This is a genomic window from Pantoea sp. JZ2 (assembly GCF_035191405.1).
GTDB classification, from domain to species: domain Bacteria; phylum Pseudomonadota; class Gammaproteobacteria; order Enterobacterales; family Enterobacteriaceae; genus Pantoea; species Pantoea stewartii.
This window is the reverse complement of the sequence record NZ_CP045249.1, coordinates 109,354-133,437: the sequence shown is the minus strand read 5'-3', so window position 1 is coordinate 133,437 and position 24,084 is coordinate 109,354. Positions and strand designations below refer to the sequence as shown.

Annotated in this window: 14 protein-coding genes and 7 pseudogenes; 10 read left to right on the top strand and 11 right to left on the bottom strand. The window is 45.9% G+C overall.

Going from position 1 to position 24,084, the window contains the following annotated elements:
* The first annotated feature begins 14 nt into the window (after positions 1 to 14).
* Positions 15 to 1,307, top strand: coding sequence for an MFS transporter (locus GC087_RS24480; protein ID WP_133745798.1), 1,293 nt, complete (start codon positions 15 to 17; stop codon positions 1,305 to 1,307).
* A 50-nt stretch (positions 1,308 to 1,357) separates the two neighbouring features.
* On the opposite strand, the gene GC087_RS24475 is transcribed toward GC087_RS24480, so the two are convergent.
* The gene (locus tag GC087_RS24475) at positions 1,358 to 2,494 is read right to left on the bottom strand and encodes an MFS transporter (RefSeq protein WP_205954719.1); all 1,137 of its coding nucleotides are present in this window, start codon (positions 2,492 to 2,494) and stop codon (positions 1,358 to 1,360) included.
* Between the two features lie 285 nt (positions 2,495 to 2,779).
* On the opposite strand from GC087_RS24475, the pseudogene GC087_RS24470 reads away from it, so the two are divergent.
* The 4 genes and pseudogenes from GC087_RS24470 to GC087_RS24455 all read left to right on the top strand — a co-directional run.
* Positions 2,780 to 3,150: pseudogene (locus GC087_RS24470) on the top strand (transposase); the annotation flags it as partial.
* 54 nt (positions 3,151 to 3,204) lie between these two features.
* Positions 3,205 to 4,242: pseudogene (locus GC087_RS24465) on the top strand (tyrosine-type recombinase/integrase).
* Between the two features lie 576 nt (positions 4,243 to 4,818).
* Positions 4,819 to 5,088, top strand: a complete 270-nt coding sequence (locus tag GC087_RS24460; RefSeq protein ID WP_104933866.1) for a hypothetical protein — start codon at positions 4,819 to 4,821, stop codon at positions 5,086 to 5,088.
* Between the two features lie 14 nt (positions 5,089 to 5,102).
* Positions 5,103 to 5,441, top strand: a complete 339-nt coding sequence (locus tag GC087_RS24455) for a type II toxin-antitoxin system RelE/ParE family toxin (protein WP_205954720.1) — start codon at positions 5,103 to 5,105, stop codon at positions 5,439 to 5,441.
* A 2,671-nt stretch (positions 5,442 to 8,112) separates the two neighbouring features.
* On the opposite strand, the gene GC087_RS24450 is transcribed toward GC087_RS24455, so the two are convergent.
* Genes GC087_RS24450 through GC087_RS24430 form a run of 5 tightly spaced genes read right to left on the bottom strand, consistent with a single transcriptional unit; the run spans position 8,113 to position 13,955 of the window.
* Positions 8,113 to 8,853 carry a fimbrial biogenesis chaperone gene (locus tag GC087_RS24450; protein WP_205954721.1) on the bottom strand — a complete coding sequence of 247 codons (741 nt, stop codon included), beginning with the start codon at positions 8,851 to 8,853 and terminating at the stop codon, positions 8,113 to 8,115.
* Between the two features lies 1 nt (position 8,854).
* Positions 8,855 to 10,138, bottom strand: a complete 1,284-nt coding sequence (locus GC087_RS24445; RefSeq protein WP_205954722.1) for a fimbrial protein — start codon at positions 10,136 to 10,138, stop codon at positions 8,855 to 8,857.
* A 14-nt stretch (positions 10,139 to 10,152) separates the two neighbouring features.
* Positions 10,153 to 12,675, bottom strand: coding sequence for a fimbria/pilus outer membrane usher protein (locus GC087_RS24440; protein ID WP_205957262.1), 2,523 nt, complete (start codon positions 12,673 to 12,675; stop codon positions 10,153 to 10,155).
* Positions 12,676 to 12,680: 5 nt separating this feature from the next.
* On the bottom strand, positions 12,681 to 13,370 hold the full coding sequence (locus GC087_RS24435; protein ID WP_205954046.1) for a fimbrial biogenesis chaperone: 690 nt from the start codon (positions 13,368 to 13,370) through the stop codon (positions 12,681 to 12,683).
* A gap of 39 nt (positions 13,371 to 13,409) precedes the next feature.
* Positions 13,410 to 13,955 carry a fimbrial protein gene (locus GC087_RS24430; RefSeq protein ID WP_064352149.1) on the bottom strand — a complete coding sequence of 182 codons (546 nt, stop codon included), beginning with the start codon at positions 13,953 to 13,955 and terminating at the stop codon, positions 13,410 to 13,412.
* Positions 13,956 to 14,427: 472 nt separating this feature from the next.
* On the opposite strand from GC087_RS24430, the pseudogene GC087_RS24425 reads away from it, so the two are divergent.
* A pseudogene (locus tag GC087_RS24425) lies at positions 14,428 to 14,997 on the top strand (integrase core domain-containing protein); the annotation flags it as partial.
* A 129-nt stretch (positions 14,998 to 15,126) separates the two neighbouring features.
* On the opposite strand, the gene GC087_RS24420 reads toward GC087_RS24425, so the two are convergent.
* Entirely contained in the window at positions 15,127 to 17,178 is a 2,052-nt protein-coding gene (locus tag GC087_RS24420) for a prolyl oligopeptidase family serine peptidase (RefSeq protein ID WP_205954045.1), read from the bottom strand.
* Between the two features lie 644 nt (positions 17,179 to 17,822).
* Here GC087_RS24420 and GC087_RS24415 point away from each other — a divergent pair.
* Positions 17,823 to 18,176: pseudogene (locus tag GC087_RS24415) on the top strand (IS1 family transposase); the annotation flags it as partial.
* A 147-nt stretch (positions 18,177 to 18,323) separates the two neighbouring features.
* Here GC087_RS24415 and GC087_RS24410 read toward each other — a convergent pair.
* Complete coding sequence (locus GC087_RS24410; RefSeq protein ID WP_064352145.1) at positions 18,324 to 19,019, bottom strand: IS6 family transposase; 696 nt, start codon at positions 19,017 to 19,019, stop codon at positions 18,324 to 18,326.
* A 63-nt stretch (positions 19,020 to 19,082) separates the two neighbouring features.
* Here GC087_RS24410 and GC087_RS24405 point away from each other — a divergent pair.
* The 3 genes and pseudogenes from GC087_RS24405 to GC087_RS24395 form a co-directional block, all read left to right on the top strand.
* Positions 19,083 to 20,561: pseudogene (locus GC087_RS24405) on the top strand (Tn3 family transposase); the annotation flags it as partial.
* Between the two features lie 161 nt (positions 20,562 to 20,722).
* A protein-coding gene (locus GC087_RS24400) for an IS3 family transposase (protein WP_103848104.1) occupies positions 20,723 to 21,834 on the top strand; the annotation gives its coding sequence in 2 pieces (ribosomal slippage) (positions 20,723 to 20,984 and positions 20,984 to 21,834; 1,113 coding nt in all).
* 16 nt (positions 21,835 to 21,850) lie between these two features.
* Positions 21,851 to 22,127 (top strand): annotated as a pseudogene (locus GC087_RS24395) (IS5/IS1182 family transposase); the annotation flags it as partial.
* A gap of 40 nt (positions 22,128 to 22,167) precedes the next feature.
* Here the strand turns inward: GC087_RS24395 and GC087_RS25895 are convergent.
* From GC087_RS25895 to GC087_RS24385, 3 genes and pseudogenes are all read right to left on the bottom strand, one after another.
* Positions 22,168 to 22,248: an IS1 family transposase gene (locus tag GC087_RS25895; RefSeq protein ID WP_205954047.1), complete on the bottom strand. Its 81-nt coding sequence runs from the start codon at positions 22,246 to 22,248 to the stop codon at positions 22,168 to 22,170.
* A 460-nt stretch (positions 22,249 to 22,708) separates the two neighbouring features.
* Positions 22,709 to 22,903 (bottom strand): annotated as a pseudogene (locus GC087_RS24390) (IS1 family transposase); the annotation flags it as partial.
* A 127-nt stretch (positions 22,904 to 23,030) separates the two neighbouring features.
* Positions 23,031 to 24,083, bottom strand: coding sequence for a hypothetical protein (locus GC087_RS24385; protein WP_205954044.1), 1,053 nt, complete (start codon positions 24,081 to 24,083; stop codon positions 23,031 to 23,033).
* Position 24,084: the final 1 nt, after the last annotated feature.

Genomic DNA, 24,084 nt, shown 5'->3' with positions numbered 1-24,084 from the left:
AGGAGAGGGATAGATTGATACAGATAGCCATGTTGCTACTGGGTACGGCATATATTAAGCGAAATGCCCGATACCTTTCGGTTGCCGCAACACTGTGGTTTATCACAGGTATATTACTTTTCATCGATGGTCTTGATCTTCACTCGTACTTCCCATTACAGATCTTTGGCTATATTCTGCTGCTGGAAAGCATGCTTACACTTTGTGTTGCGACCAGCGCTGTCGGAACAAAAAAGAGCATTCTTTTTTTCAAAGGCGGCATATTTTTATTCGTATCACTGATTATCATCGTTAATCAGGAATACAGTAATGTCCTGCTGGCTGTCATTTTTGGTTTTACTTTTTTTATCATCGGCTTCTTCACCAGCTTTTCCTCTTTTATTGTGCGCTTTCCCCGCTGGAAGCTGACGCTTGTTTATGGACTGGGATTAATTTCCTTTTCGTTCTTCCTGCTCAGTCACCATGATGCGACCGTTTCATTCTTTATTGGTTTTCAGATGGTCACCAGTGGGTTAAGTACCCTTGGCATCGCCAGGAAGGCGATGCGGATGAAAAGAGGTACGTCTATTTTTCAGCTGATTCAACCCGGCGACGTACTGCTGAGTAGCTCCCCTTTAATCCAGGAACAAGAACTGACCGCCCCCCATCCGGTGCCGACGTCTGCTGCAGCGCGCGCACTGATTGTGCACGTATGGACGCCTGAAGAAACCACCGAAGCCAGGCCTGTTTCGCGCCCTGTCATTAACCGTTATATCGCCGCCGTGGACGAAAATGGTGTTATCTCAACCGGCCACGCGGCGCTTGAAGTGGCTGATTATCTCTACATCAGCCTTTATCCTGCCGAGGAGATTGATCGATCCCCTTCGGAGTTTTTGCGCACGCTTAAGGCCACCCGAGATAATGATGTGGCAGGGCGCTTTCTGCCAGACTACGCCACAGAATCCTCAGAATGGTGTCATTCTGTACGTCAAATCGAGTTTAAAAAATTCAGCCTGCGGAAACTGAATCACTTCTGGGAATCTTATCGCCGCAATAACACCTACAATCTGACTTATCGTAACTGCTCAAGTAGTGTTGCCTATGCTCTTGAAGCCGCCCTGGATGGTGCGCTGGCACATGAGCGAAAACTGAGCGACCTGCTGGTGCCGGAGCTATGGATCGCTGCACAGGTGCGTAAACGCGCACAGATTATGGCCTGGACGCCTGGCCTGGTAATGGATTACAGCCGGGCATTGAATGCGCTGGTGCATCCCGTTCCTCGTCCCTGGTATCACCGTCTGCCCTGGCGCCGTGCCATAGAAAAATAACCTGCCAGCCCTGTCCGCAAACCGTTCAGGACAAAGGCTGTAACGGCTTATCAGGCTCGTCCGGGGCCATGAATACGCAGATCCACTGCGGCCATTAAACAGAAGAGGCCGCAAAGCGCGCCGACCATCAGCGGCAAGCCATTCTGCGTTGCTGACATGGCAAGGCCACACAGCAACGGCCCCAGTAGTGCCCCTGCGCCCCATGCTACCGAGGCGGCAGCATATACGCCTGCGAGCTCTGCTCCACTGAATGTCGTGCCTGCCCAGGTTATTGCGACGGTATAGATCCCCACGAACAGCCCACCCCACACAAAGAGGATCAGATAAGCCGCAACCGGCCAGGATAACAACCATGGCCAGATGGCCGCTCCCACCGTGGACAACAGCGCCAGTATGACGATGAGTCTTCGGCGGTCAACGCTGTCAGCAATCATGCCAACCAAAGGCTGTAAGAGAATGGCACCCAACATCAGAACCGAAATTAATCCAACGGCATGTTGTCGATTCCAGCCATGGGACTCGGCATAAAGCGGTAAAAAATTAAGCCCGGCCACTTCGACGGCAGCATTTAACCCCGTGGCAACGATCATTAAAAAGGCGAGACGGATGCTTTTCAGAAAGCCAATAGCGTGGCTGGTTGACGAGTGATGCTGCGCTATGCCCAGCAGCTTAACCAGCACCAACGCCAGGAGAACAATGGCCGTGCCGATAAAGAAAGGAAAATTGCTCTGGCTTGCGCTAAGGGTAAGTATTAACGGGCCACAGGCAAACCCTGTTGAGATGCCGGCGGTGTACCATGCCATTGTTCTTGCCCTTGCCTGCTCAACGGTCGCGTCATTGATCCAGGTTTCTGTGAGCACCATTATAATCTCACTGAAAATGCCCAAAGCAAGCCGGAGTCCGAACCAGTAAATAAAAGGCAAACAGGTAAAAAGCAACATGACGATGGCCACGGCGGCAAGCGAAGTCCCCAAAAGCAGCCTTGGACGGAAGCGCTGAAAGAGTCGAGGTATAAATGGTGCGACAGCAAAAACGCCAATCGCCTGCATCGCGGCATTGAGTCCGATAAAGCTTTCGCTGAAACCATTATCCTGCAATCGTGTGGCGATCAACGGTGCGCTAAGGCCGTAAGTCAGGCCAAAGATTGCCACACAAATAATGACAGAAATGAGATCTTTTTTGTTCATTATGTTCCAGGTCCTTACAATAAGCGCTCATCTTATATACCAATATTTTTAGACAAAATTGAGTATTATTAAATTAAAAAAATCCAAAAACTAGTACGGCACAGGTCTTGTTGAATAAACCTAATTGAGAAATAATCTTTCTGATTAAACGTACTATCAGGCAACACGTTCACTTTAGGGCCTTTTGTGCTCAGGTCACTTTGTGCGATAGCGCTGACCTGCTCCCCGTTGATTAATACACCGCGATGTTAGTAATGTCTTCATAAGCCACATGAGGGCATCCCCATGAAGAAGCGTTTTTCCGACGAACAGATCATCAGTATTCTTCGCGAAGCGGAAGCCGGAGTTTCTGCCCGTGAGCTCTGCCGCAAGCACGCCATTTCCGACGCCACCTTTTACACCTGGCGCAAGAAGTTTGGTGGCATGGAAGTTCCTGAGGTGAAGCGGCTTAAATCTCTTGAAGAGGGGAACGCCCGCCTCAAGAAGCTGCTTGCCGAAGCCATGCTGGATAAGGAGGCACTTCAGGTGGCTCTGGGGCGAAAGTACTGACGACAGACCAGAAGCGGGAAGCTGTTGAGTTTATGTGTGATGCGACCGGTCTGTCGCAACGTCGTGCCTGCAGGCTTACAGGTTTGTCTCTGTCATCTGCAGGGTTTCTCCCCTGCTTCTTTTACAGAATTCACGTAGCGCTGTCTCCTGAAAGGATAAAAATGGACGATTTCAGACCACATTTACCCGTATCTGATGCTCAGCTGCCCAGCCAGGCTGACGTGGTGGCGCAGCTCCAGGCGTTTGTTGAGGACCGAGAGGCCTTTTCTGACAATACCTGGCGTCAGCTGCTCAGCGTGATGCGGATCTGTTCGGGCTGGGCGAATGAACACGGCCGCGCCTTTCTGCCCATGTCACCCTGCTGTCTGCGTGATTACCTGTTTTGGCTGCAGGCAAATGGGCGGGCATCTTCGACAATCGCTACACATCTGGCTCTGATTTGTATGTTACACCGTAACGCTGGCCTCACGCCCCCCGGTACCTCACCGGTAGCCTTTCGCGCCATGAAGAAATTAAATCGCACGGCCGTGACAGGAGGCGAGCGTACCGGTCAGGCAATACCGTTTCGCCTGCCAGATCTTCTTATTCTGGATTCAGTGTGGTCCGGTTCAGCCCGTCTTCAGCAACTCCGCGACCTCGCTTTTCTGCACGTGGCTTACGCAACGCTGTTACGCGTCAGCGAACTGGGGCGGCTTCGTGTCCGTGACATTTCGCGCGCAGCAGACGGCAGAGTCGTGCTGGATGTCGGCTGGACGAAAACCATTGTGATGACCGGTGGGCTTATCAAGGGACTGGGTACTCTTTCTTAACAACGGCTGAGTGAATGGCTTTATGCATCGGGCCTTATCCATGAGCCTGATGCTTTTATCTTTTCTCCTGTTCACCGTGCCAACCGTGCGCAGATTAATACCGACAGGCCGCTTTCAACCCGCGCCCTTGAAGATATTTTTGCCCGCGCCTGGCATGAGGGGGGGCCCGGCAGAGATGTTAAGCCTAACAAAAACCGTTACCGGGGGTGGTCAGGACACAGTACGCGTGTAGGGGCTGCCATCGACATGGCCACAAAAAAATACAGTACCGCACAGATTATGCAGGAAGGGACCTGGAAAAAGGCTGAAACGGTTATGCGCTACATCCGGCACGTTGATGCTCATGCCGGTGCAATGGTTGACTTTATGGATGCGCATACGGGCAGGTGAAAGGCTGAAACGGAAAATTTTTCCCTGTGACAGTTTACCCTCAAGCTTTTTTTTCTGTCGCCACATAGCATCCACCTGAGTTGATATCAAAAAATCCCCGCGAGCGCGACGCAGTCAGTAGGGCTGCCTTGCTCCTGGTGCCCCTGTTTTTAGGCAAAATCGGGGGGATGGTGGGGCCTGTTCCGGTAATGAGCGCTCTGATTATCTCCCCCAGTCATGCTTATCGCAGATTAAATTTCCCGCAAACTCAGTGCCGTTACCTGCCAAAAAAACTTAAGCTGATAAAACCTTATGTGAACTTTCATAACCTGCCTAATCTTCTGACCTGTGTTGTTATTACTCAATTCGTGCAATCCGCATACATCTTTATGGTTTTGCAGGCGTTCCACATTGCATCACCCAAGTCTTAATCAAAAGTAGTGGATAAATATGTACACAATTATTCTACTCAGATTATACTCTCAGTTGCCCACTTCAAACAGTGGTACACCGTGTCGTTCAGCTGAGCACTTCTGTGAGGCTTTTTAAAATTTGAAGGGCACATTTTGTCCTGCTAGTCGTGTATGAGGTCCCTCTATGTCACAAACCATGTCCCAGAAACTTGCCCGAGACAGTCTCGGCAATGCAGGAACGTTCGAAGGCGGCGTATACGTTACCAAAAATGGTGTTGCTGAACTGTTCATCCAGACCGCAGCTGAAAGGCAGGCTGAATTAAAAGAGCTGGAGCAGGAAAGAAACATTAATGCGCTTTTTAAGCTTGCTATGCAGGCGAAAAAAGAAATTACTGACGGCAAGGGCATGACTCCTGAAGATGTGCTGGGGAGATTACGTGCGGCCAGAAACTGAATATGAGGTGTTGAGTGTCGCAGAAGTATCAGGTCTTAATCTCTCCTCTGGCAGAGCAGTGCCTTAAAGACATTGAGTCCTATAAAAGTGGGACAGTAGGGGCGCAACAGGCGGCCACCATGGTGGATAATTTGCTGATGGAATCCGTATCAAAAATCGTTCAGGACCCGGAAAGATACCGTTATAACGTTTACCTGGCTGACAGGGGGCTGTTGTTGCGGGAAAGACTGGATGTAGATGGCGAGTACCGCGTACTTTATGATTTTGACGGCAGCGCGATTCACATACTGCTTGTCATCAGTATGAAGCAGGATTTTGGCAAGATGCTTTACCGGTATAATATCTTGAAGTGATACTCAATGCCCGGATATCCGGGCTATTTTATATGGTCAGTCATTGGTGCAACTTAAGCCTGTTTACTAATGATGAACACTGGATTTATTAGCAGCTTCGCAAGTCCTATGCTTAGTTAACTTTGATCAACGTAAGCAATCCGAACTATAAACCGTCCGCAGTTGCGTTCTCAGCGGGGAACCCTCGGAAAGGATGACCTGCTCCCCGTTCTTATCAACGCACGACGCTGTATCCGGGTACACATCGTATTGTCGAGACTCTTCGTTACTGCGCACTGACGCTGCTACACGAAAATAACGTCGGATAGGGGCCCACACTTGCCGCAGAAATATTACACGACAGCAGCTGGTTCAAGATCTCCACTGAGGCGCTGGATGATTGCTGATGCGCTCTGGATCTCACCTGCACGTCGTCAGCCCATGTTTATAGCCACAGCACCAAGGCGACTGCCTTGATGAATTTATACATATAGGGAGATCTATCATTGTGAATAGCCGCTTTACCTGGGTGCTAACATTTGGAAGAGCTATAGATATTTTTTATTTATGCTATATCTTTAATATAGCATAAATATTTACGTTTTATTTTAAGCTAATTTACGCTTTGGTTTTTAAGAAGTTCATTGTAAAAGAAATAGAGTTTTTTATAATCATATTTATTGACGACGTTCTTAATGTACCTATAAGTACTGGGTAACGATAATTTTTTTATTTTCGCTATTTCCTTAGGGGTTTTATTCATGCACAACAATTTTATTATTATGCTTTCAGCATCAGTTAATATGTTCTTCCGAGGAAAGCTCGAGCATTTATTTTTTGTATAAATATACATAAACTTTTTAAGTCTGTTGCAAAAACAAATTGTGCTAACTGATAACTCTATGAAAGTTTCATTATGAAATGGCACATCTCTTTCACCTTTATTTGATGATCTCAATACCATTAGAAAGTCGTTTTCTCTTGAGATATTTCGATGATTTAACAGTTTCAATCCCTCACATCTGTCGTCAACTAAAACGATTTTGTTGTCAATTTCTTTATTAGTTATGTAATTAATAATCTCATTGCTTTTATAATGATTAATATTAAAAAAATGATATTTTATTGCAGTTGTTAAATAGTTATCATCGGTAATTAGTATGATTTTAATGGGGTTTTTGTTTAACTCTTTAGTTAGCATTTTTATTTACCATTTACGTTTAAATTACTTTATTTCCAGATCGGTTCCATTTTGATGCCTATCTAATAACCTCATTTTAGCTAAAATTTTTTTTAAAAAAACGTAATGCATAACAAATCATCCTTTTATATGAAAATATATTTTCCAATTACTAAGGTACATGAAAAATTTAATAGCAGTAAATAAATTGGTAATAATTTTTTTATCCTTCTAGGTATATTTTTCATTTTAGGTAAAGGTTTAATATTATTAAATCAGGTTTTAACAAAATTAACACAATTATCTTAATCGATCAATTTCTATTTTTTAATAGCTTTTAACTATTGGAACTTAAGATTTTATTTCCTTTTATTATATTTCAACCTAATAAAAACAATAAGATAAATAAAAACCCTCTTAAGGAAAACATTATTATGAATTTTTTAAGAATTTTATCAGTAAAGATCTTATCCCTCACCCTCACATTTTTATGGAAAATTTTAAAAGTATTTTTTATTTAACATAAATTTTTCATCCCCCCCTCATAATTTTTAATGAAATTTTAATACTTAAAAACCTATGACTATAATATCTTGTTCGAGTTTTTAATAGAAATTTACAAAAGTAATTGATGCAGTATTCTAAAATTTAGGCATGGTTGGGTTTTCACTAATACTTCTTTTGATTTGGTTTTCATTTTTTTAAGCGGAAATGGATTGTCTATAAAAAATACACTTTGACTATAAAATAAATTCATCTGGAAAACAAAAAACCAGATGTGATTTTTGGAATGAATAGTGCCTGGCATAGATAAAGGTATTTTTATTTTAGTAATAATTTTTTAATTAAAGTTCATTATACCTATATAAGGTTTATAAAATGTTATATTCGCCTATCGAAGGGTTTTTATTTACATCCTAGATTTCCCCTGTTTTATTATTAACCGTCATCACTATATTAATGAGCTTTAATTTATTTATCTTTTTCACATAACAATTTTGCTATTTTTTAAACTTATTCGCCTGTATACTTGTATAAGCGAATATCATCAAAGGATGATATTAAAGAAATGACTTACTTTATTAATATCGCGTTTCTTATTCAATTTAATATTGAAGCTTTTATGCGCGCAATACAGGTGGGGAGCAGTGTGTTTATCGTTAGGATCTAATTATCTTTTTTGCTGGCGTAAATTAATTTAAGAGTGGCGAAGACAAATAAGGATGGTGGTCATGTACAGATATTTCCTCGATTTCTGACACTAACGGTTAAGTATTATATGTCGTTGAAAATTGTGTTTATCAAATTCCAGTAGCCCTCATGGACCACTGGAAAGTGAAACTTCATGGCAATTCACCTCGATACCAGCATCTATAGTGGCAAAATTATCTTTGCTGCATTCCTTATAAAGCTATCCTTTTTTTAGTCTGTATAGTCAATTCAGATTGAAATTAACTACCTAAGTCATCTATATCCATTAATTATAAAAGTGCTAATATCAAGCAGCATCCCTTAGATTTGAGTTAAATTTTTTTTAAAATGATGTGGGTTTCCTTGGTCATCAAGCGCCGTGTAATCCAGCAGGATATGGCTCGCCGCCAGAAGCGCATCTCCCATAAGGGGATACTCTTTACTTGAAAATGGGGCGAGCGTCTTATCCCCGTCCAGATAAACGGGGTACCGTTTACCGCCCATGGCCACCGTCATCTTGCCTGGGGTAAAAAAGTAGCCGCTACGGTTGGTGGCACGAATGAAAACCTGCCCCTGCATTTTCCTGACCTGAAAGGTGACAGCGTTCACCCGTGCCGTAAACGGTATCGCCTTCTTAAACGGTCTGTTGATCACTTTAAGTTGGGTATTCAGCGCCATGCTGATCTTATCGCTGCCCGGCTGTATCGTTCCTTTTTTTACGGCGCTGATTTCGTACAGATTGAGCCAGTAAAGGGATTCCCGATCCTGTGGCAGCGTTGCGGCCAGCTCAGTGCGCAAAACGGTAATCTGTTTTTTTTCATCTTTGTTCAGCGTAAAAACGCCGGGAAGCGCGACAAAAGGAAAGGCTTTACTGCCCGGCGATTTTTCCGGTGCGCCGCTGTCGACCCAGGTCTGGATCAACACGGGTGCGTCGCCGCTGTTAATCAGCAGTAACGGGGTTTGCACCTCGCCGGGATGGAAGATCAGTCGGCTTTGCTGCGGAATTACCGCGGCCCGGGCGTTAATCACGATACACATACATAACCAAAGAAACGTTTTCATGTTATTGCAGCCGAATGAGGATAGATGCGGTTGCATCAACATGGCCCGCCGTCACCGTTTTACCCGGGAGCTTTGCCAGACGGGCGTTGAAAGTACGCTGATACAGTTTCTCGTCACTCTGCTGGCTGCCGCTGATCACCTGCGCGTCCTCCAGCACCGGCCGCCAGCCCGCATTACTGCTGAAGCTGCTCCAGCTTAAAAAGGAGACGGGCTGGCCACCTGACGTTTCCAGCTGAATCCCGACGCCTTTCGCCAGCGACGGTAAACTGTCGTAATGATCGGACACCAGGTAGCGCGAAAGCCCGTCTCCCGTCGTCAGTCCCAGCTGCTGCGCCTGCAGCCACGCGGCGTAGCTCGGTTGAAAGCCCAGAGACAGCTGGCCTGAGTTAATACCCGAGATGTTTTCGGTTCCGTCCGCACAGGCCAGCGTAATGCTGAGCGGCGCCGTCACCGCCTGGCCCTCATTGAGCGCATTGATGCTGATGCCGGGGAAAAGGACGTTTGCGGTATAATTCTCCACCCGGCAGCCCTGGGTCATATTTTGCGTCAGAGTGGCGACCGGCGCGGTATTCATCCCAAAGGCCATGTAACGTCCGGTTCCCCAAGTCTCATGATGACTCCAACTGTCCTGACCCGCTTCGGGCACATTCATCCCCGGCCCCATAAACACCACATAGCCATTGGGCTGGTTGCAACTGTAAGAGCCAGTGTAATTATCGGCCGCCGCCGAGGGGCAGCCCCATGTCGCCGAAGCCGGCGTGCGGTTGTTTCTGTCGGTACGAATGAGCTCCGCACTGATGGGGCTGAAGTCGCGTCCCCTGATCAGGATTTTATTCCCCTGTATTTCATACTGGGTGAGCGGCACCTTTTGCCAGATACGGGTAAAGGGCGTACCGCTGCGCACGTGAACCAGTTTTAATGCGGTATAGGGGAAGTAGGTCTGGAAATAGCCGTCGCCCATGTCCCAGGCGCCGCCAACGTTACTGTCGCCATTGGTGGCGAAGACCTCATACAGCTGGTCTTTGTCCGCCAGATCACACTCGTACAACACGCGGTCCGGATCGCTGTTATTGACAGCCGGTACGACCCGAAACACCGAGCGGGCCAGCACGGTGCCGGCCGGCTGATAACGCAGATTCATCAAGCCGATATTACCGAAATTCAGGGACGCACCGCAGGCATCACAGCCCTGATCGACCGGGTTGACCCGGGTGCAGGTCGCGTAAGCCGGGAGCCATGCGGTCAAAAAAAAGAATGTCATTACCGTTAAAACGCGTTTCATCATTAACACCTTAGAATCTAAAAACGACAGACGGCATCCGCGTAGGTGATCACCGCGTCGGGCTTGGGTTTCGGGATGCGGTAATCAATTAAACAGGATGACTGTGCGCCCTCTCCCCAGACGGCCTTCAGTTGCCCCTGAGTTTTAGCCACCCGCAACCAGGCATTGCCGCCCTGACCAAATGTACCCACCCGATTGCCCGACTCGTCCAGCAGATCTGCGCCCATCGGCACCGTGTTATCGCGATTGGTGCGGGTCTTTAACATGAGCGGATAACCGCGTAAGGTTCTGAACGACACCTTCACCATCGCACCGGCATAGGGCGCGACGATTTTCTCGCTGTCCTGTATCTCAACATGGCTATCGCTGCCGCCGGCTCCCAACGAAATCGTGTTGTAGTGATAGGGGTTAAGCGACGGCACCAGGGCATAGCCGAAGCGGTCGATCTCGGTACCCTGGCTGTTGAGAACGTGGGCGTTCCTGGCGCCTTTCGCTTCGACAAGGGCGAAGGTGTCGCCGAGATAATTGCCCAACGTCACGCCGCCGCTGTGGATCACTGCTGCGCCCATCGCGTTAACGGACATCTGGTTAAACCGCGAAGAGGTCGATGCGGTACCGGTCACGCTGGCTTCTGAAAACTTTTTGCCCAGGCTGCCGCTTACTGTCGTGTCACGTTGCTGCTGATCGCGATTCACATTTACGCTATAGCTGGTGCCGCTCTCGCCGCTCAGTCCGCTGAACGACGCGTTGTAGTTACTGCCGTTCTGGCTTCCCCGCGTGCCGCCCAGAGCCAGATAGGGTGAGGTGGCGTCCGAGCCCAGCGGCACAGAGAGGCTGACCTGCAACTGGGTATCTTTATAAAAGGTATCGTCTGCATGCTGGGCCATCACCGCCATGCGCGGATCGGTGGCATAGGCTCTGCGCGAATACTGGCGGGACAGGGAAATATTCAGTGCGATGTTTTTGGGCAGCACCGTGCCATAACCGACCTGAAACTGTGTCGTCCGTGAGCGACCGTCATAGTAATTTTGCTTCGAGCCGGAGAGATAGATGTTGCCCCACTGCCCCAGCGTCTGATTCAGGGTCATCTGCAGGCGGGTACGCTGCATATATTCGCTGGTAATACTGTTGCGGCCCGGCGTTTCCGCATTATTCAGTGCAATCACGTCGTTGAGATCGCGGTAACCCTGGGTGGAATACTGGTAGCCCGCAAACGTCAGAGTGGTATTCGTGGGCTGAAAGGTCCGGCTGTAACTCAGTGCGTAACGCCATCCCTGGGTCGACTCACCGCCGTTCAGAACCGCGCTGGAATACGCGCTGTTAAATCCCACGGCCCCTATGTCTGAAGCCCAGACGCCGCCAGCCAGCACGGCATGATAGCGTTCGCCCAGCCTGACGCCGCCGTTCAGCGTAATGGCATTGCTCAGGCCGTGCCTGACGGTTAACTCAGTAAAGGTGTTGGTTTTGCTGTAATCCCTGACTTTACCGGCGGCAAAGTTGTAGTCTGTCCGGCCTGGACGCAGCGACTGCGGTAAGACCGCATACGGCACGCTAAAACGATGCAGGCTGCCGTCAGACTCCTGAACCTCCACGCTGAGATCGCCGCCATAGCTCACCGGGCTCAGGTCATTGATCGTAAACGGCCCTGGCGGCACGGTTGTCTGATATATCCGTTGCTTGCCCTGCCAGACCGTCACGCGGGCATTGCTGTTTGCCACGCCGCGCACCAGCGGTGCATAACCCCGAACAGAATCCGGCAGCATACGGTCATCAGAGTCCAGACTGACCCCGTTGAAACTGACCGCCGTAAACAGATCGCCGTTACTGAAAAGCTCGCCTATGCCCGCCTCACTTCGTAATGACGGCAGCGCACGTTGTACCCAGGCCCTGGCGCTTTGCCAGCGATTGCCGACCTCGTCATGCGTAAAGTTTCCCTGTTGACGAAAACGCCACATGCCGACATTGATGCCACTGTTAATACCCAGATACGTGGATTCGAAACGCTGCGCATTTTTATAATCGGAATAGAACTGGTTCAGATTGTAATTCACGAACCCCATGGTCGTGCCCGCCGTCAGGTTTTCGGGCGCGATATAGCCGACGGGCCGCTGAACCCGCATCGCCTGTGGGACGGTAACGTCTACACGCAGGCTGCCCGTATTCACGTTAACTGACGCGCCCGTCAAAAGCGCATCGGGCCTGGCACAGTCTTTCGCCTTGAGCGCAGTGAGATAGTGGGCCTTGACGCCAAAGGCCTGATAAAAGGACAACGGCAGGCATACCGAAAGCGCTCTGCCCGCACGAACGATATCAACCGACGTGGACTGTTGAAATTTACCGTTGAGATAAAGATCGACATCATAGCGGCCGGGCTGGAACCAGGCGTCCTGCACATTGTCAGGCATCGCAATCTGTCCAGGCAGCATTTCGCGCACTAAAGCAGGATCAAACAGATAGTCATCCTGACCTTCAGCCGCCTGACCGCCCCGGAGGAAAAGCAGACTCAAAGCGAACAATAAGACTAATGAGACTCTATTCATTTCTGCTACTTTTCGTTCACGTTTATTCTTTCGTCGGCACCAAAATCATTAATAAGAACGGCGTTAAGCGTATATCCCTGAAGGGATGACTGGCCTTTTAACGTAATACGCTGCTCACTAAACGGTGCCAGCGTCACGGCTTCATGCCAGGGAACACGGTTATTTCCTTTAACCAACGCAAAAGATCGAATATTGGCGTAAAAGGGCGAGGCATTGCGGAAGACGATGTCATGTCCCTGAATATGGTATGAGAGCGCATTCTTCAGGTTATCCATGGAAAAATTCAGTCCCTTTGGGCGAACGATAACCTTTACTCTGTTCTTAATAATTAAATAGAGTTTATTCTTATCCTCCAGCCCTTTTTTTAACGAGGGAATTTCGGTGTAATCCATATAAAACAGTGACTCTCTGTCCTGAGGAAGATTATTCTCCGTCACGTTGAGCTTTACCGTTTGGCCGGCTTCAGGAGCAATCCTGAATATTTGCGGCAACGCCACAAAAGGGGGGACAGAATGATTATTGAGATTGATCGCCTGAATCTGAATCAGCGCTGGCTGATCGCCAGCATTCGTAAACTGAAGCGTTTTTTCTTTTTTCGCACCGTCTACAATGACGCGCGTGCCATTTAATACGACGCTTGCCTGACAACACATGGCTGAAAAGGCCAGAAAAAGAAGAACAAGAGACTTCAACACAGGGTTCTCCTGCCCCCTTAAAATAAGGGGGCCTGATGATTAGGGATAGCTGACAGAATATTGAACGCTACTTAAAACCGTACCGGCGCCCGCGCTTCCGGAGTCGCTGTAATATTCGACCGAAAAATCCTGGGATGCGCTGGTGCTTCCGCTTTCCAGTTTCATTCCGGGAACTGTTACCGTTCCACCCGACAAATCGATCGGTTTGTCACTACTGTCCAGTAAACGCAGCGCCACGTTTTTGGCGGTCCCGGTATTCAGTAAATCGCCGGTGGGCGAAATATTATTGCCAGCCAGATTGATATCAACTTGCTGAGTTGTTCCGGAAGCCGGTGCGACGCAACCGGTTAAGTTAATCGTAAAAGGTGTTTTACCGGCGGTTGATTTTGCCGTACTCAGCTCGGCCGTTGAAACGGTCGGCAGCAGAATAATCGGGCTGCCGGTTGCATCATTAACATTGACGTTACAGGTTTGTGCATTGACCTCGCCCTGAAAGCGAATCGTATTTTGTGATGCTGCAGTAGCAACACTAATAGAAAAAAAAAGAGAAGTTGTTAAAACAAAAACACCATAATTTTTCTTCATAAATGAAACTCCTCCATTTTGAAATAACAAATGTCAATAAAAATATCCTTATAATTAGCGTATCATAAAATTAACGGGGTGGAATAATTTTTTTTAATGAATTTGGGTTTTTTTGTTTTATATCACTTCCCACTAAGAATATTATCATTTTATTTAGGATTAATGTAACTAAAATATAGGAATGATATCATCTTTGAATTGGCAAAAAAGTTAAAAAAGTGTTGGGGTGACTATCATGGAATAGGTGCTTCTATTTAAATGAAGCCGAAAATTATTTTGGAAAAACCTAATGAGTTTAGGGTTTAGTAAACCCTAAACTTTATAAAAAATATATTATTACAATGCGTTATTGAATATATTCCATAATATCAAAATTACTGCACAGATAATTTTATTCCATGATGCATGTTTTAGCATTGAAAAAATGACTACGAAGACGACAAAGACTCCATCTGATCCTGATATTGACTGATTAGACGACAAGCGGGTATACCGTATTTACCACCTTAATGGACTGAGCGTAAAGCGCAGGCAACGCCGTAAAGGGCTGGCAACCGAACGGTTTCCGCTTCTGCGCCCGGCTGCGCCGAATCTGACAAGGTCGATGGATTTTGTCATGGATGTACTTGCCAACGGTCAGAGGATCAAGTGCCTGACCTGTGTGGATGATTTCACGCAAGAGTGTCTGACGATCACCGCTGCTTTCGGTATTTCAGGCGTTCAGGTCACGCATATTCTGGACAGCATCGCGCTGTTCAGGGGCTATCCGGCGACAATAAGAACCGATCAGGGCCCGGAATTTACCTGTCGCGCGACCGATCAATGGGCCTTTGAGCATGGTGTGGAACTACGGCTTATCCAGCCGTGCAAGCCGATTCAGAACGGATTTATTGAGAGTTTTAACGGACGATTCAGAGATGAATGCCTGAATGAACACGGGTTCAGCGATATTGCTTATGCCAGGAAAACGATTAATGACTGGCGGCAGGACTATAACGAGTCCAGACCTCATTCATCGCTGAATTACCAGACGCCAGCTTGATTTGCAGCAAACTGGCGAAATGAAAAATTAGAACGTAAACAAACTAACATTATTAACTGAGCGTTGTATCTAATTCTGGGGGCAGATCAAATACATTACTAAGAGTTAATGTTTTTATAAAATTTTAATTCACTCAAAATCTAAATCAAGTTTGGATTTTTTTAAAGCATACGTTAAAAATTCATCAACCAAAGCATTTTTAAATGCAATTTCATTTTTTTCAGGTGCTCCAGAATGACCCACATTAGGCTCTTCATAAAACCAAACATCTTTATGTCCTTTTTCTTGCATGAGTGCAACCATTCTACGTGCATGCGCAGGAGAAACTCTATCATCAAACGTGCCTGTAATGAAAAGCACAGCTGGATATTTTTCGTCGCAAGAAATTTTATGAAATGGTGAATATTTTTTAAGCCACTCTTTCTCTTCATCAATATTAGGGTCACCATATTCTGCAATCCATGATGACCCAACGAGCCATTTAGTATAGTTTAACATATCGAGTAAAGGGAATTCACATACAAGAGCACTGAAAAGATCAGGATAGTCAGTTAACATATTTCCTATAAGTAAACCACCATTACTTCCCCCCTGAGCCGCGAGTTTACCTTTACTGGTTACCTTACGCCTAATCAAATCATAAGCTATTGAAGAAAAATCCTCATAAGCAAGATTACGATTCTTTTTTAGCGCAGCCTGATGCCATTGTGGCCCGTATTCACCTCCACCACGTATATTAGCTACTACATAGACTCCCCCTTCATTTAACCAAGTAAGCCCTTTGGCTCCTATGTATTCAGGAACAAGAGAAACTTCAAAACCACCATAGCCATATATCAGAGTTGCATTTTCACCGGTTAGCTTTAGTTCTTTGTTTGCAATTTGGAAATATGGTATGCGAGTTCCATCTAGGGAATTCGAAAAATGCTGTGAAACGTCAAATGAATCTGAATCAAAAAAATCCGGATCCCGAAATATGATTTCTTTTGATTGATTATCAAGGTCTCCATAGCTTAAGCAACAGGGTTGCAGAAAACCATTGCTAATCAATTGAAAACTATTTGATTCTAAACTGATGCCAGCGGCCCATGCATTAGTAAAGTTTGGCAATTTTATTTCTTGAAATTTTATCCAATCTCCATCTATTGCTTTTAATACATTTACCGTTCCAACAACATCACGTGTCAAATTTAAGATAATATAATCACGCGTGAAGCTGAAGCCCTGCAACGTAACATTATACTGCGGCTCAAATAAAACTGAAAATTCTCGTTCACCATTAATAAAGTTATTAGTATCAATAACAAGAAGGGATCCGGCAAGATAACATTTTTCTTTTATTACCCATGAACTACTTAAACGAATAATAAGCCATTGAAAGAAAAAATCGCAATAAGCATCATGAGGAATTTCTAGCTGTTTTAATTCATTACCTCCCTTAAGTATGTATATACAACTTCTATAAAAGTCTATTTGACGGCAAATAATAGTTTTCTCGTATCCTGGATGAAATACGTGCCAAGAAGAAACAGCCAAATCACTTTTCTCACCAGAATAAATAAGAATTGATTCTGTTGGCGATGTGTTTCTTTTCCATTTATATACACAACGTGGGTAACACGATGAAGTTAGTGATTCTTCATCGTAATCAAGAGATAATAGTAATGTGTTCTCATCGTACCAAGAGACAGAGCTTTTACTTTCAGGAAGATAAAAACCATCAGCAATAAATTCTTTCTTGATCAAATCAAACTCTCTAATTTCACATGCATCACCACCATGTGATAAATAAATAAGTGCTTTTTCAAATTTCGGATATAGCAATTGTGCATAATTAAAAATCAAATTTGATTGCTCATTCTCATTAAGAGCATCAAGATCAAGAATAATCTCCCATTCAGGTTCACCAAGTAAATAAGACTTTTCATCTGAGCGCCGCCATTTACCTCTCGGATTATTTTCATCTTGCCAAAAGTTATATACTTTGTCTCCGTAATGAGTAACCCAAGGTATATTAGAATTATCATTGTAGCACTTAAGGTAAATATCTTTTCTTTTAAAAAAACTCTCTGTATTGCAAAACTTTTCTAAAGTAATATGGTTCTGTGAGTTTACCCAACTTAACGCACTTTCATCATTTATTAACTCAAGGCTGTTGATTAAATTTTTCTCCGTTTTCATGAATACCTCCCTTTTCATTAGCATTCAATAAATTTTTTAGTAATACCAATACCACCAATTGAAATCTTAATAACTTCTAACCCTAGGCATTATTAATGCTAATGAAAATGATAACAATTATCGTTATTAATTGCAAGCCTGTTCATGGTAAATATGAATAATAAGTGTTTCAAATAAGTCATTAAAAAACCTTATAAAAAGCATTAATAACGATGAAATTTAACATAAATACGAACTTCGCTTGAGCTAAGCTGATATGGCCGATTCGGGTGACTTACCCGCTGCGGAACCTGTTATGACGTCTTCTGGCGCGGATTTTTTCACAATAAATGAAGTTAACCTGCTTAAAATAACTTAGGATATCGTCGACCGGTGGCTGACAACCCGTCTCGCGGAAGAACTTCTCGGTATTTCCGTCACGCAGTGTCGCCGTCTGCTCCAGCGCTATCTCGCTGAAGTCCCGTTAGGTATGGCTGACCGGAGGTCTAGTTGAACGCGCCGTTCAGATCATCCGAGAGTATTATGCTGACTTTGGTCCGACGCTAGCCTGCGAGAAACTGGCCGAGCTTCACGGTGTAATGCTTTCTAAGGAGACCATCCACAAGCCGATTATGCAGTCAGGCCTCTGGATTCCTCACAGGTATGGGGCCAAATCACGCCAGCGCTGGCTGTTTTACGCGTATGACAGGATATGCAGGACCGCGATAGCCCACGTCTTTGGTGAGCGGACCATGGTCACACTGGAACGTCTTATGAGCCAGTTGTCGGCTTTTGAGGTGGTGGTATGGATGACGGACGGCTGGCCGCTGTATGAATCCCGGCTTAATGGAAAGCTGCACGTTATCAGCAAGCGTTACACGCAGCGTATTGAGCGTCATAATCTGAACCTGAGGCAACATCTGGCCCGGCTGGGCAGGAAGTCGCTGTCGTTCTCAAAATCGGCGGAACTGCATGACAAAGTCATCGGGCACTATCTGACGATAAATCATTACCAATAAATTGGAGTCATTACCTTATTCCCGATTAAGATCGGCGGTTTCCGGCTCAGTCCAGAAACCACGTTTCAAACGTCTGTGTGGGTGATGCTTTTGTCGGTTCTGTCGCATTAACGGCAGCGGGTTGTCAAAAAGTGCATTGCCTGTTTTTCAGGCACCCAATAGGTAAAACTGCTCTGCCGGAGATAATCCTTCCCCGTCCGGATGCTGATATTGCACTTTGTGTATCATGTGGACCAGCTCGATGCCAGCCAGGAGCGACTGTGCCCGACGAAACGATTTGAATCCCAGCATCAGTTTTATCCGGCATTTAATGCTACGATGATCCTGCTCAACAACGTTATTCAGGTATTTACTCTGCCTGATGGCGATGGTTTCTTCATCCGGTTCTCCGGCATTGAGTATGGCCAGTGCCGCGGTGTTGGCGCCACTTTTAGCGATGGTAACGACTTCCGGTTTAACGTGATAGCGAATGGCGTTGCGGAAGAAGCGCAGGGCTGCTGTGGCATCCCTCTTCGCCGTCTGCAGAAAGTCGATTGTCCTGCATTCGGTATCGACCGCACGGTAAAGATATTTCCACTGCCCACTGACTTTTATGTAGGTTTCATCCATTCGCCACCGGTGTCCCACGGTACATTTATGCTGGCGGAACGCCTTATCCAGCACTGGTACCAGACGGATGACCCAGCGGTGAAGCGTGTAATGGTCGACGGTGATACCCCGCTCCGCCATCATCTCCTCCAGATTACGCAGGCTCAGGGAATAAGCCAGGTACCAGCGGACGCACTGAGCAATAATATCGGTGGGATAATGCAGGCGTTTAAAGGCTTTTTGGATCAGCTGCATAGTCAGTCAACATCATGCAAAAACAGCATGTTACCTGATTACCCGCTTAATGCGACAGAACGCAGGAATTTCGATGATTATCTGATCCCATCTGGCGATTTTGACAAATCATTACGGGATAACCAGTTACCCCTTGCTATTCCGACCGATTGCCATGAATACATCAAGAGCCGTGCAAAGCGCCTCGAGGAAGTGAATGCGATTGCGCTGGCTGGTGATTTGCCCGGTCGGATAAAGGCGTCAAAATTACTCCGCTGGATAAGAATGTCCCTTCAGCAGCATCCCCTTTTGGTGATCTGGTTTATGGCATGCTGCCTAATCCTAAATTTACTGAAATGCTGGATGAAGTGGATGGCTGGACTGGTTTTACCCTACATTTCACACACCTCAAAAATAATCACGTCTGACCTAAAGACAGAAAGCTGTCACTGACCACCATCCTGGCTGATGGCATCAACCTTGGGCTGACGAAAATGGCCGAATCCTGTCCGGGAACGACTAATTAGTCACGTGAGGGCGTTCAGACTTGGTACATCAGGGATGAAACTTATTCAGCCGCACTGCCCGAGTTGGTTAATGCACAGAAGAAGCGGCCTCTGGCGGCATCCTAGGGAGATGGAACAACGTCATTGTCTGACGGACAGAACTTCCGGGTAGGGAGTCATGGCCGCTATGCGGGGCAGGTCAATCTGAAATACGGTCAGGAAGCAGGCGTGCAGATTTATACGCATATTTCGGATCAGTACAATCCTTTTTATACCAAAGTTATCAGCCGCGTACGGGACTCGACACACGTTCTTGATGGTCTGTTGTACCATGAAACCGAACTGGAAATTACAGAGCATTACACCGACACTGCAGGTTTCACTGAGCATGTTTTCACGCTAATGCATTTGCTCGGATTCGCTTTTGCGCCAAGGATCCGAGATCTTCATGACAAGCGGCTGTTTATTCATGGTAAAGCTGAGTTGTATCGGGGGCTTCAGTCAATCATCTCCTCAACCAGCCTGAATCTGAAGGAAATTGAAACCCACTGGCACGAGATACTACGTCTGACAAGCTCTATAAAGCAGGGAACAGTGACGGCATCACTGATGATGAAAAAATTAGCCAGCTGGCCGCATCGAAAGGTCATTGTTTATGCTGGACTGGTTCCGGGAACCTTACCTGCGTCGACGCGTACAGGCAGGATTGAATAAAGGTGAGGCCCGCAATGCCCTTGCGTGAGCAGTCTTTATTCACCGACTGGGGGAAATCAGAGATCGGGGACTGGAAAACCAGATCTACCGGGCCAGCGGGCTAACATTGCTGACTGCGGCGATATCACTGTAGAATACTGTATATATACAAAAAGCCATAGATTCTCTGAAGCGAAAAGGGGTCCCACGAAATGAGCAGCTGATATCTCATCTGTCCCCGCTGGAATGGGAACACATCAACCTGAGTGGAGATTACGTCTGGCAAACAAACCTCAAACTGGGACAAGGAAAATACCGGCCGTTACGCTCAGTAGATGGCAGTATGTACAAAAAGCAGGCTTAACGCAGTATATTTTCCGTTTTCCAAGCAGACCCCAAGTTATGTCACAATGAATTACGTCTTAAGAAAATCAGTGCCCTTATCCTGTAAGTATCCCGCATAATCGTGCCATTCACATTTAGAGATCCTCCGGCATAATCACTCTGCCAACAAAGGAGATCGCTATGCGTAAAGCCCGTTTTACTGAGCATCAGATCATTGCCGTAATTAAATCGGTTGAAGCCGGACGAACCGTCAAAGATGTCTGCCGGGAGGCCGGTATCTCTGAAGCCACCTACTACAACTGGAAGTCCAGATACGGCGGCATGGAGGCTTCTGATATTAAAAAGATCAAGGATCTTGAGGACGAGAACCGGCGTCTCAAACAGATGTTTGCCGACCTGAGCCTTGAGAACCGGGCGCTGAAAGACGTTATCGAAAAAAAGCTTTAAAACCAGCCTTTAAGCGTGAGCTGGTCACTCATCTGATAACGACATTTGGACTCAGTATCCGTCAGGCCTGCCGGAGTCTGAACCTGAGCAGAACGGTTTATCATTACCGTCCTGATACCACGCGTGACGAACCCGTTATTGTCGCGTTGCAGGCAGTGGCTGAGCGATACCCACGGTATGGTTTTCCAAAACTTTTCCAGGTTCTGCGGCGGCAGGGATACCCGTGGAATCACAAAAGGATCCATCGTATTTATTGTCTGCTGAAGCTGAATTTTCGCCGTAAAGGCAAACAACGGTTGCCGGTGCGTAATCCCTCGCCACTGGCCACACCGGAAGCGCTAAACCAGAGCTGGTCTGTCGATTTTATGCATGATGCTCTGGTCTGTGGCCGTCGTTTTCGCACGTTCAATGTCGTTGATGACTTTAACCGTGAGGCATTGTCGATTGAAATCGATCTGAATCTGCCAGCTTTGCGCGTGGTCCGTGTACTCGACAGGATTGCGGCAAATCGCGGCTATCCGGTCATGCTTCGCATGGATAATGGTCCGGAATTTATCTCACTTGCACTGGCTGAATGGGCAGAGCAACATGCAGTAAAACTGGAATTTATTCAGCCGGGTAAGCCGACGCAGAACGCTTTTATTGAGCGCTTTAACCGAACATACCGTACAGAAATACTCGATTTTTATCTGTTCAGAACGCTGAATGAAGTGCGGGAAATCACGGAAAGGTGGGTGTCAGAATATAACTGTGAACGCCCGCATGAATCACTGAACAATATGACGCCGGAGGAATATCGGCAACACAATCATTTGGCCGGGATCTCAAAAAATGCCTGGAACTAAAACGGGTGTGCTTACAATCCCTCCGAGAAAGGGAGCAGATTACTGGCCTGCTGATTACGCAGACCGTAACCGTGCTGTTGCAAATGAGTGGGAGCAATGCCCGGTGGAAATGGACAACAGATTGCAACCGGCGCTCAATAGCGGAAACTGCCATGTACAGGATAAAACATCTGGTCGGTGGTTCACTGACATTGCGAGACTACGATGATGAGGTTGCAGAGGCACTGGCTATGGCGCGCGCACTGAACAAAATGATGACCGCGGGTATACCTGAAAGCGTGCGAATTACCTGAAAACTCAGCGGACTACAGAGAAGCTCACCCGAAATCTTATTTATTCAACAAAATCGTTCTGACCATGACGGTAAACTTGAGCGGACTGACTACGGGGACAATGAACGTTAATGCTGGCCATGAGCGAACTTTAAAAGCCGATATTATACATCACATTTAACCAATTAGAGGCATTACCTATTTTTCATTATCACGAAAGCAAACGCCGAATCTTGGGCGGCTGGGATCTATTTGTCTGTTTAAAATGGAGTGAAATTTCTGATATCTTTCGTATTCTATTGACTGGTTTTCAACCTCTTCTAGGGGAGAAAAAGATACGCATTAAGACAAATGAATAATCAGTAAAAATAATAAAAACCTCCTTTATTAACCTTCAGGAAGCACAAGAGTGTCACTAAATTTATTTTATTTTTTAAATTGAATCGTGATAATGATATTCTAGATAATGCTGCGAACTTACTGATGGGTAGCGTATACAATGAGTTGATCAAGCGTAATCCTCGCGTTCAATGAAAATACCGATGATTTTGTCGTGCATATCGGCAGATTTAGAATACCTCAGCATCGTTAATGATTCCAACTTACTGATAGTGTTTTATGTTCAGATAATTCCCAATGACTTTGTCATGCAGCTTCATCGATTTTGAGAACGACAGTGACTTCCGTCCCAGCTTTGCCAGATGCTGTTTCAGATTCAGGTTATGCCGTTCAATGCGCTGCGTGTAACGTTTGCTGATAATGTGCAGCTTTCCCTTCAGGCGTGATTCATACAGCGGTCAACAGCAGCCTCAGAAGACGCTCCAGCGTGACAATAATGCGTTCACGAAGACGTGCCGACCGTCCTCATCAGTAAGTCGGTAGCATCACAGTTTTACAAAAGGTTATGCGATTAAGTGACGCATCTTAATTCTGCCCCAACGATGTAATCGAAAAACTATAATTTATATTGGCTTTGGGGATTTCACTGTTATCTTTAAATAACCATAGTGGCACGCCAAGAGATAGGTTCTTAAGATGTGGAATAAGAGTTAATTCTAACGGAAATTCACCTGAACCATTCGATACTGGGATGCTGACTGATATATTACCATTCGGGTTCACTTTATCACTGCCGTAATATATCTCCACACCTAAACCATCAACACCAGTTGAAAAATACTCTTTATTACCACTAAATTCGGTCCCAGCAAATAAAACATTACCATTCACACTCTTAACATTAGCAAGCGCCGAACTGGAACTACTGGTGCATTGCACCGCTAATGTAACAGGATTGACATTCTCTTTATAAGTACCTGCCAGTGCTTTAGAGGTTAGGATATTATTTAATGTCAAACCATTTTTTTTGAGCTGAGTATCGCAGGATACCGAAGCCATATTTGACATTCCACTTAATGAGAAAGAATAGTTTTTAGCATCTGGGTTGGTGTTAATTCCTCCTTGACCATCAAGTTGAAATATTCTCAGGACATCTGAAACTCTGCTGACGTCTATATCACCATCTTTAATGAGATAAATCTGAAATGTAAACGACCTACTGTCACCAGTCGTATTAACGTTCCATCCTGTATCAATAGAGTATAAAATTTTCGATGAAGGATCATAAGTGCCGTAATCCTTACCGTTTAAAATAATCCCGAACTTTATACCCGTCGGAAAGTTTTCAGAACCCAACGGACTACCTGAAGCGGCACGAAGAGGGAGAGGGAACAGAAAAACATTTTCAGTTCCTCTGTTTCCATAGGCATTACAATGTATGGACCTATGATAAACTTTCGACTCCCATATCTTTTTTCCATTATCCTGTCCGTTGAGGAAAGCAAGGGCGGATAGATAGTCTGTATCACGAGCTTCTCCTGATGACGAGATGTAACAATCCATCGCAATTCCCGCCATTGGATAGCTGAAGAGCACGTATAGAGAAAAAGTAAAATATTTCATAAAGTTTAACTTCATT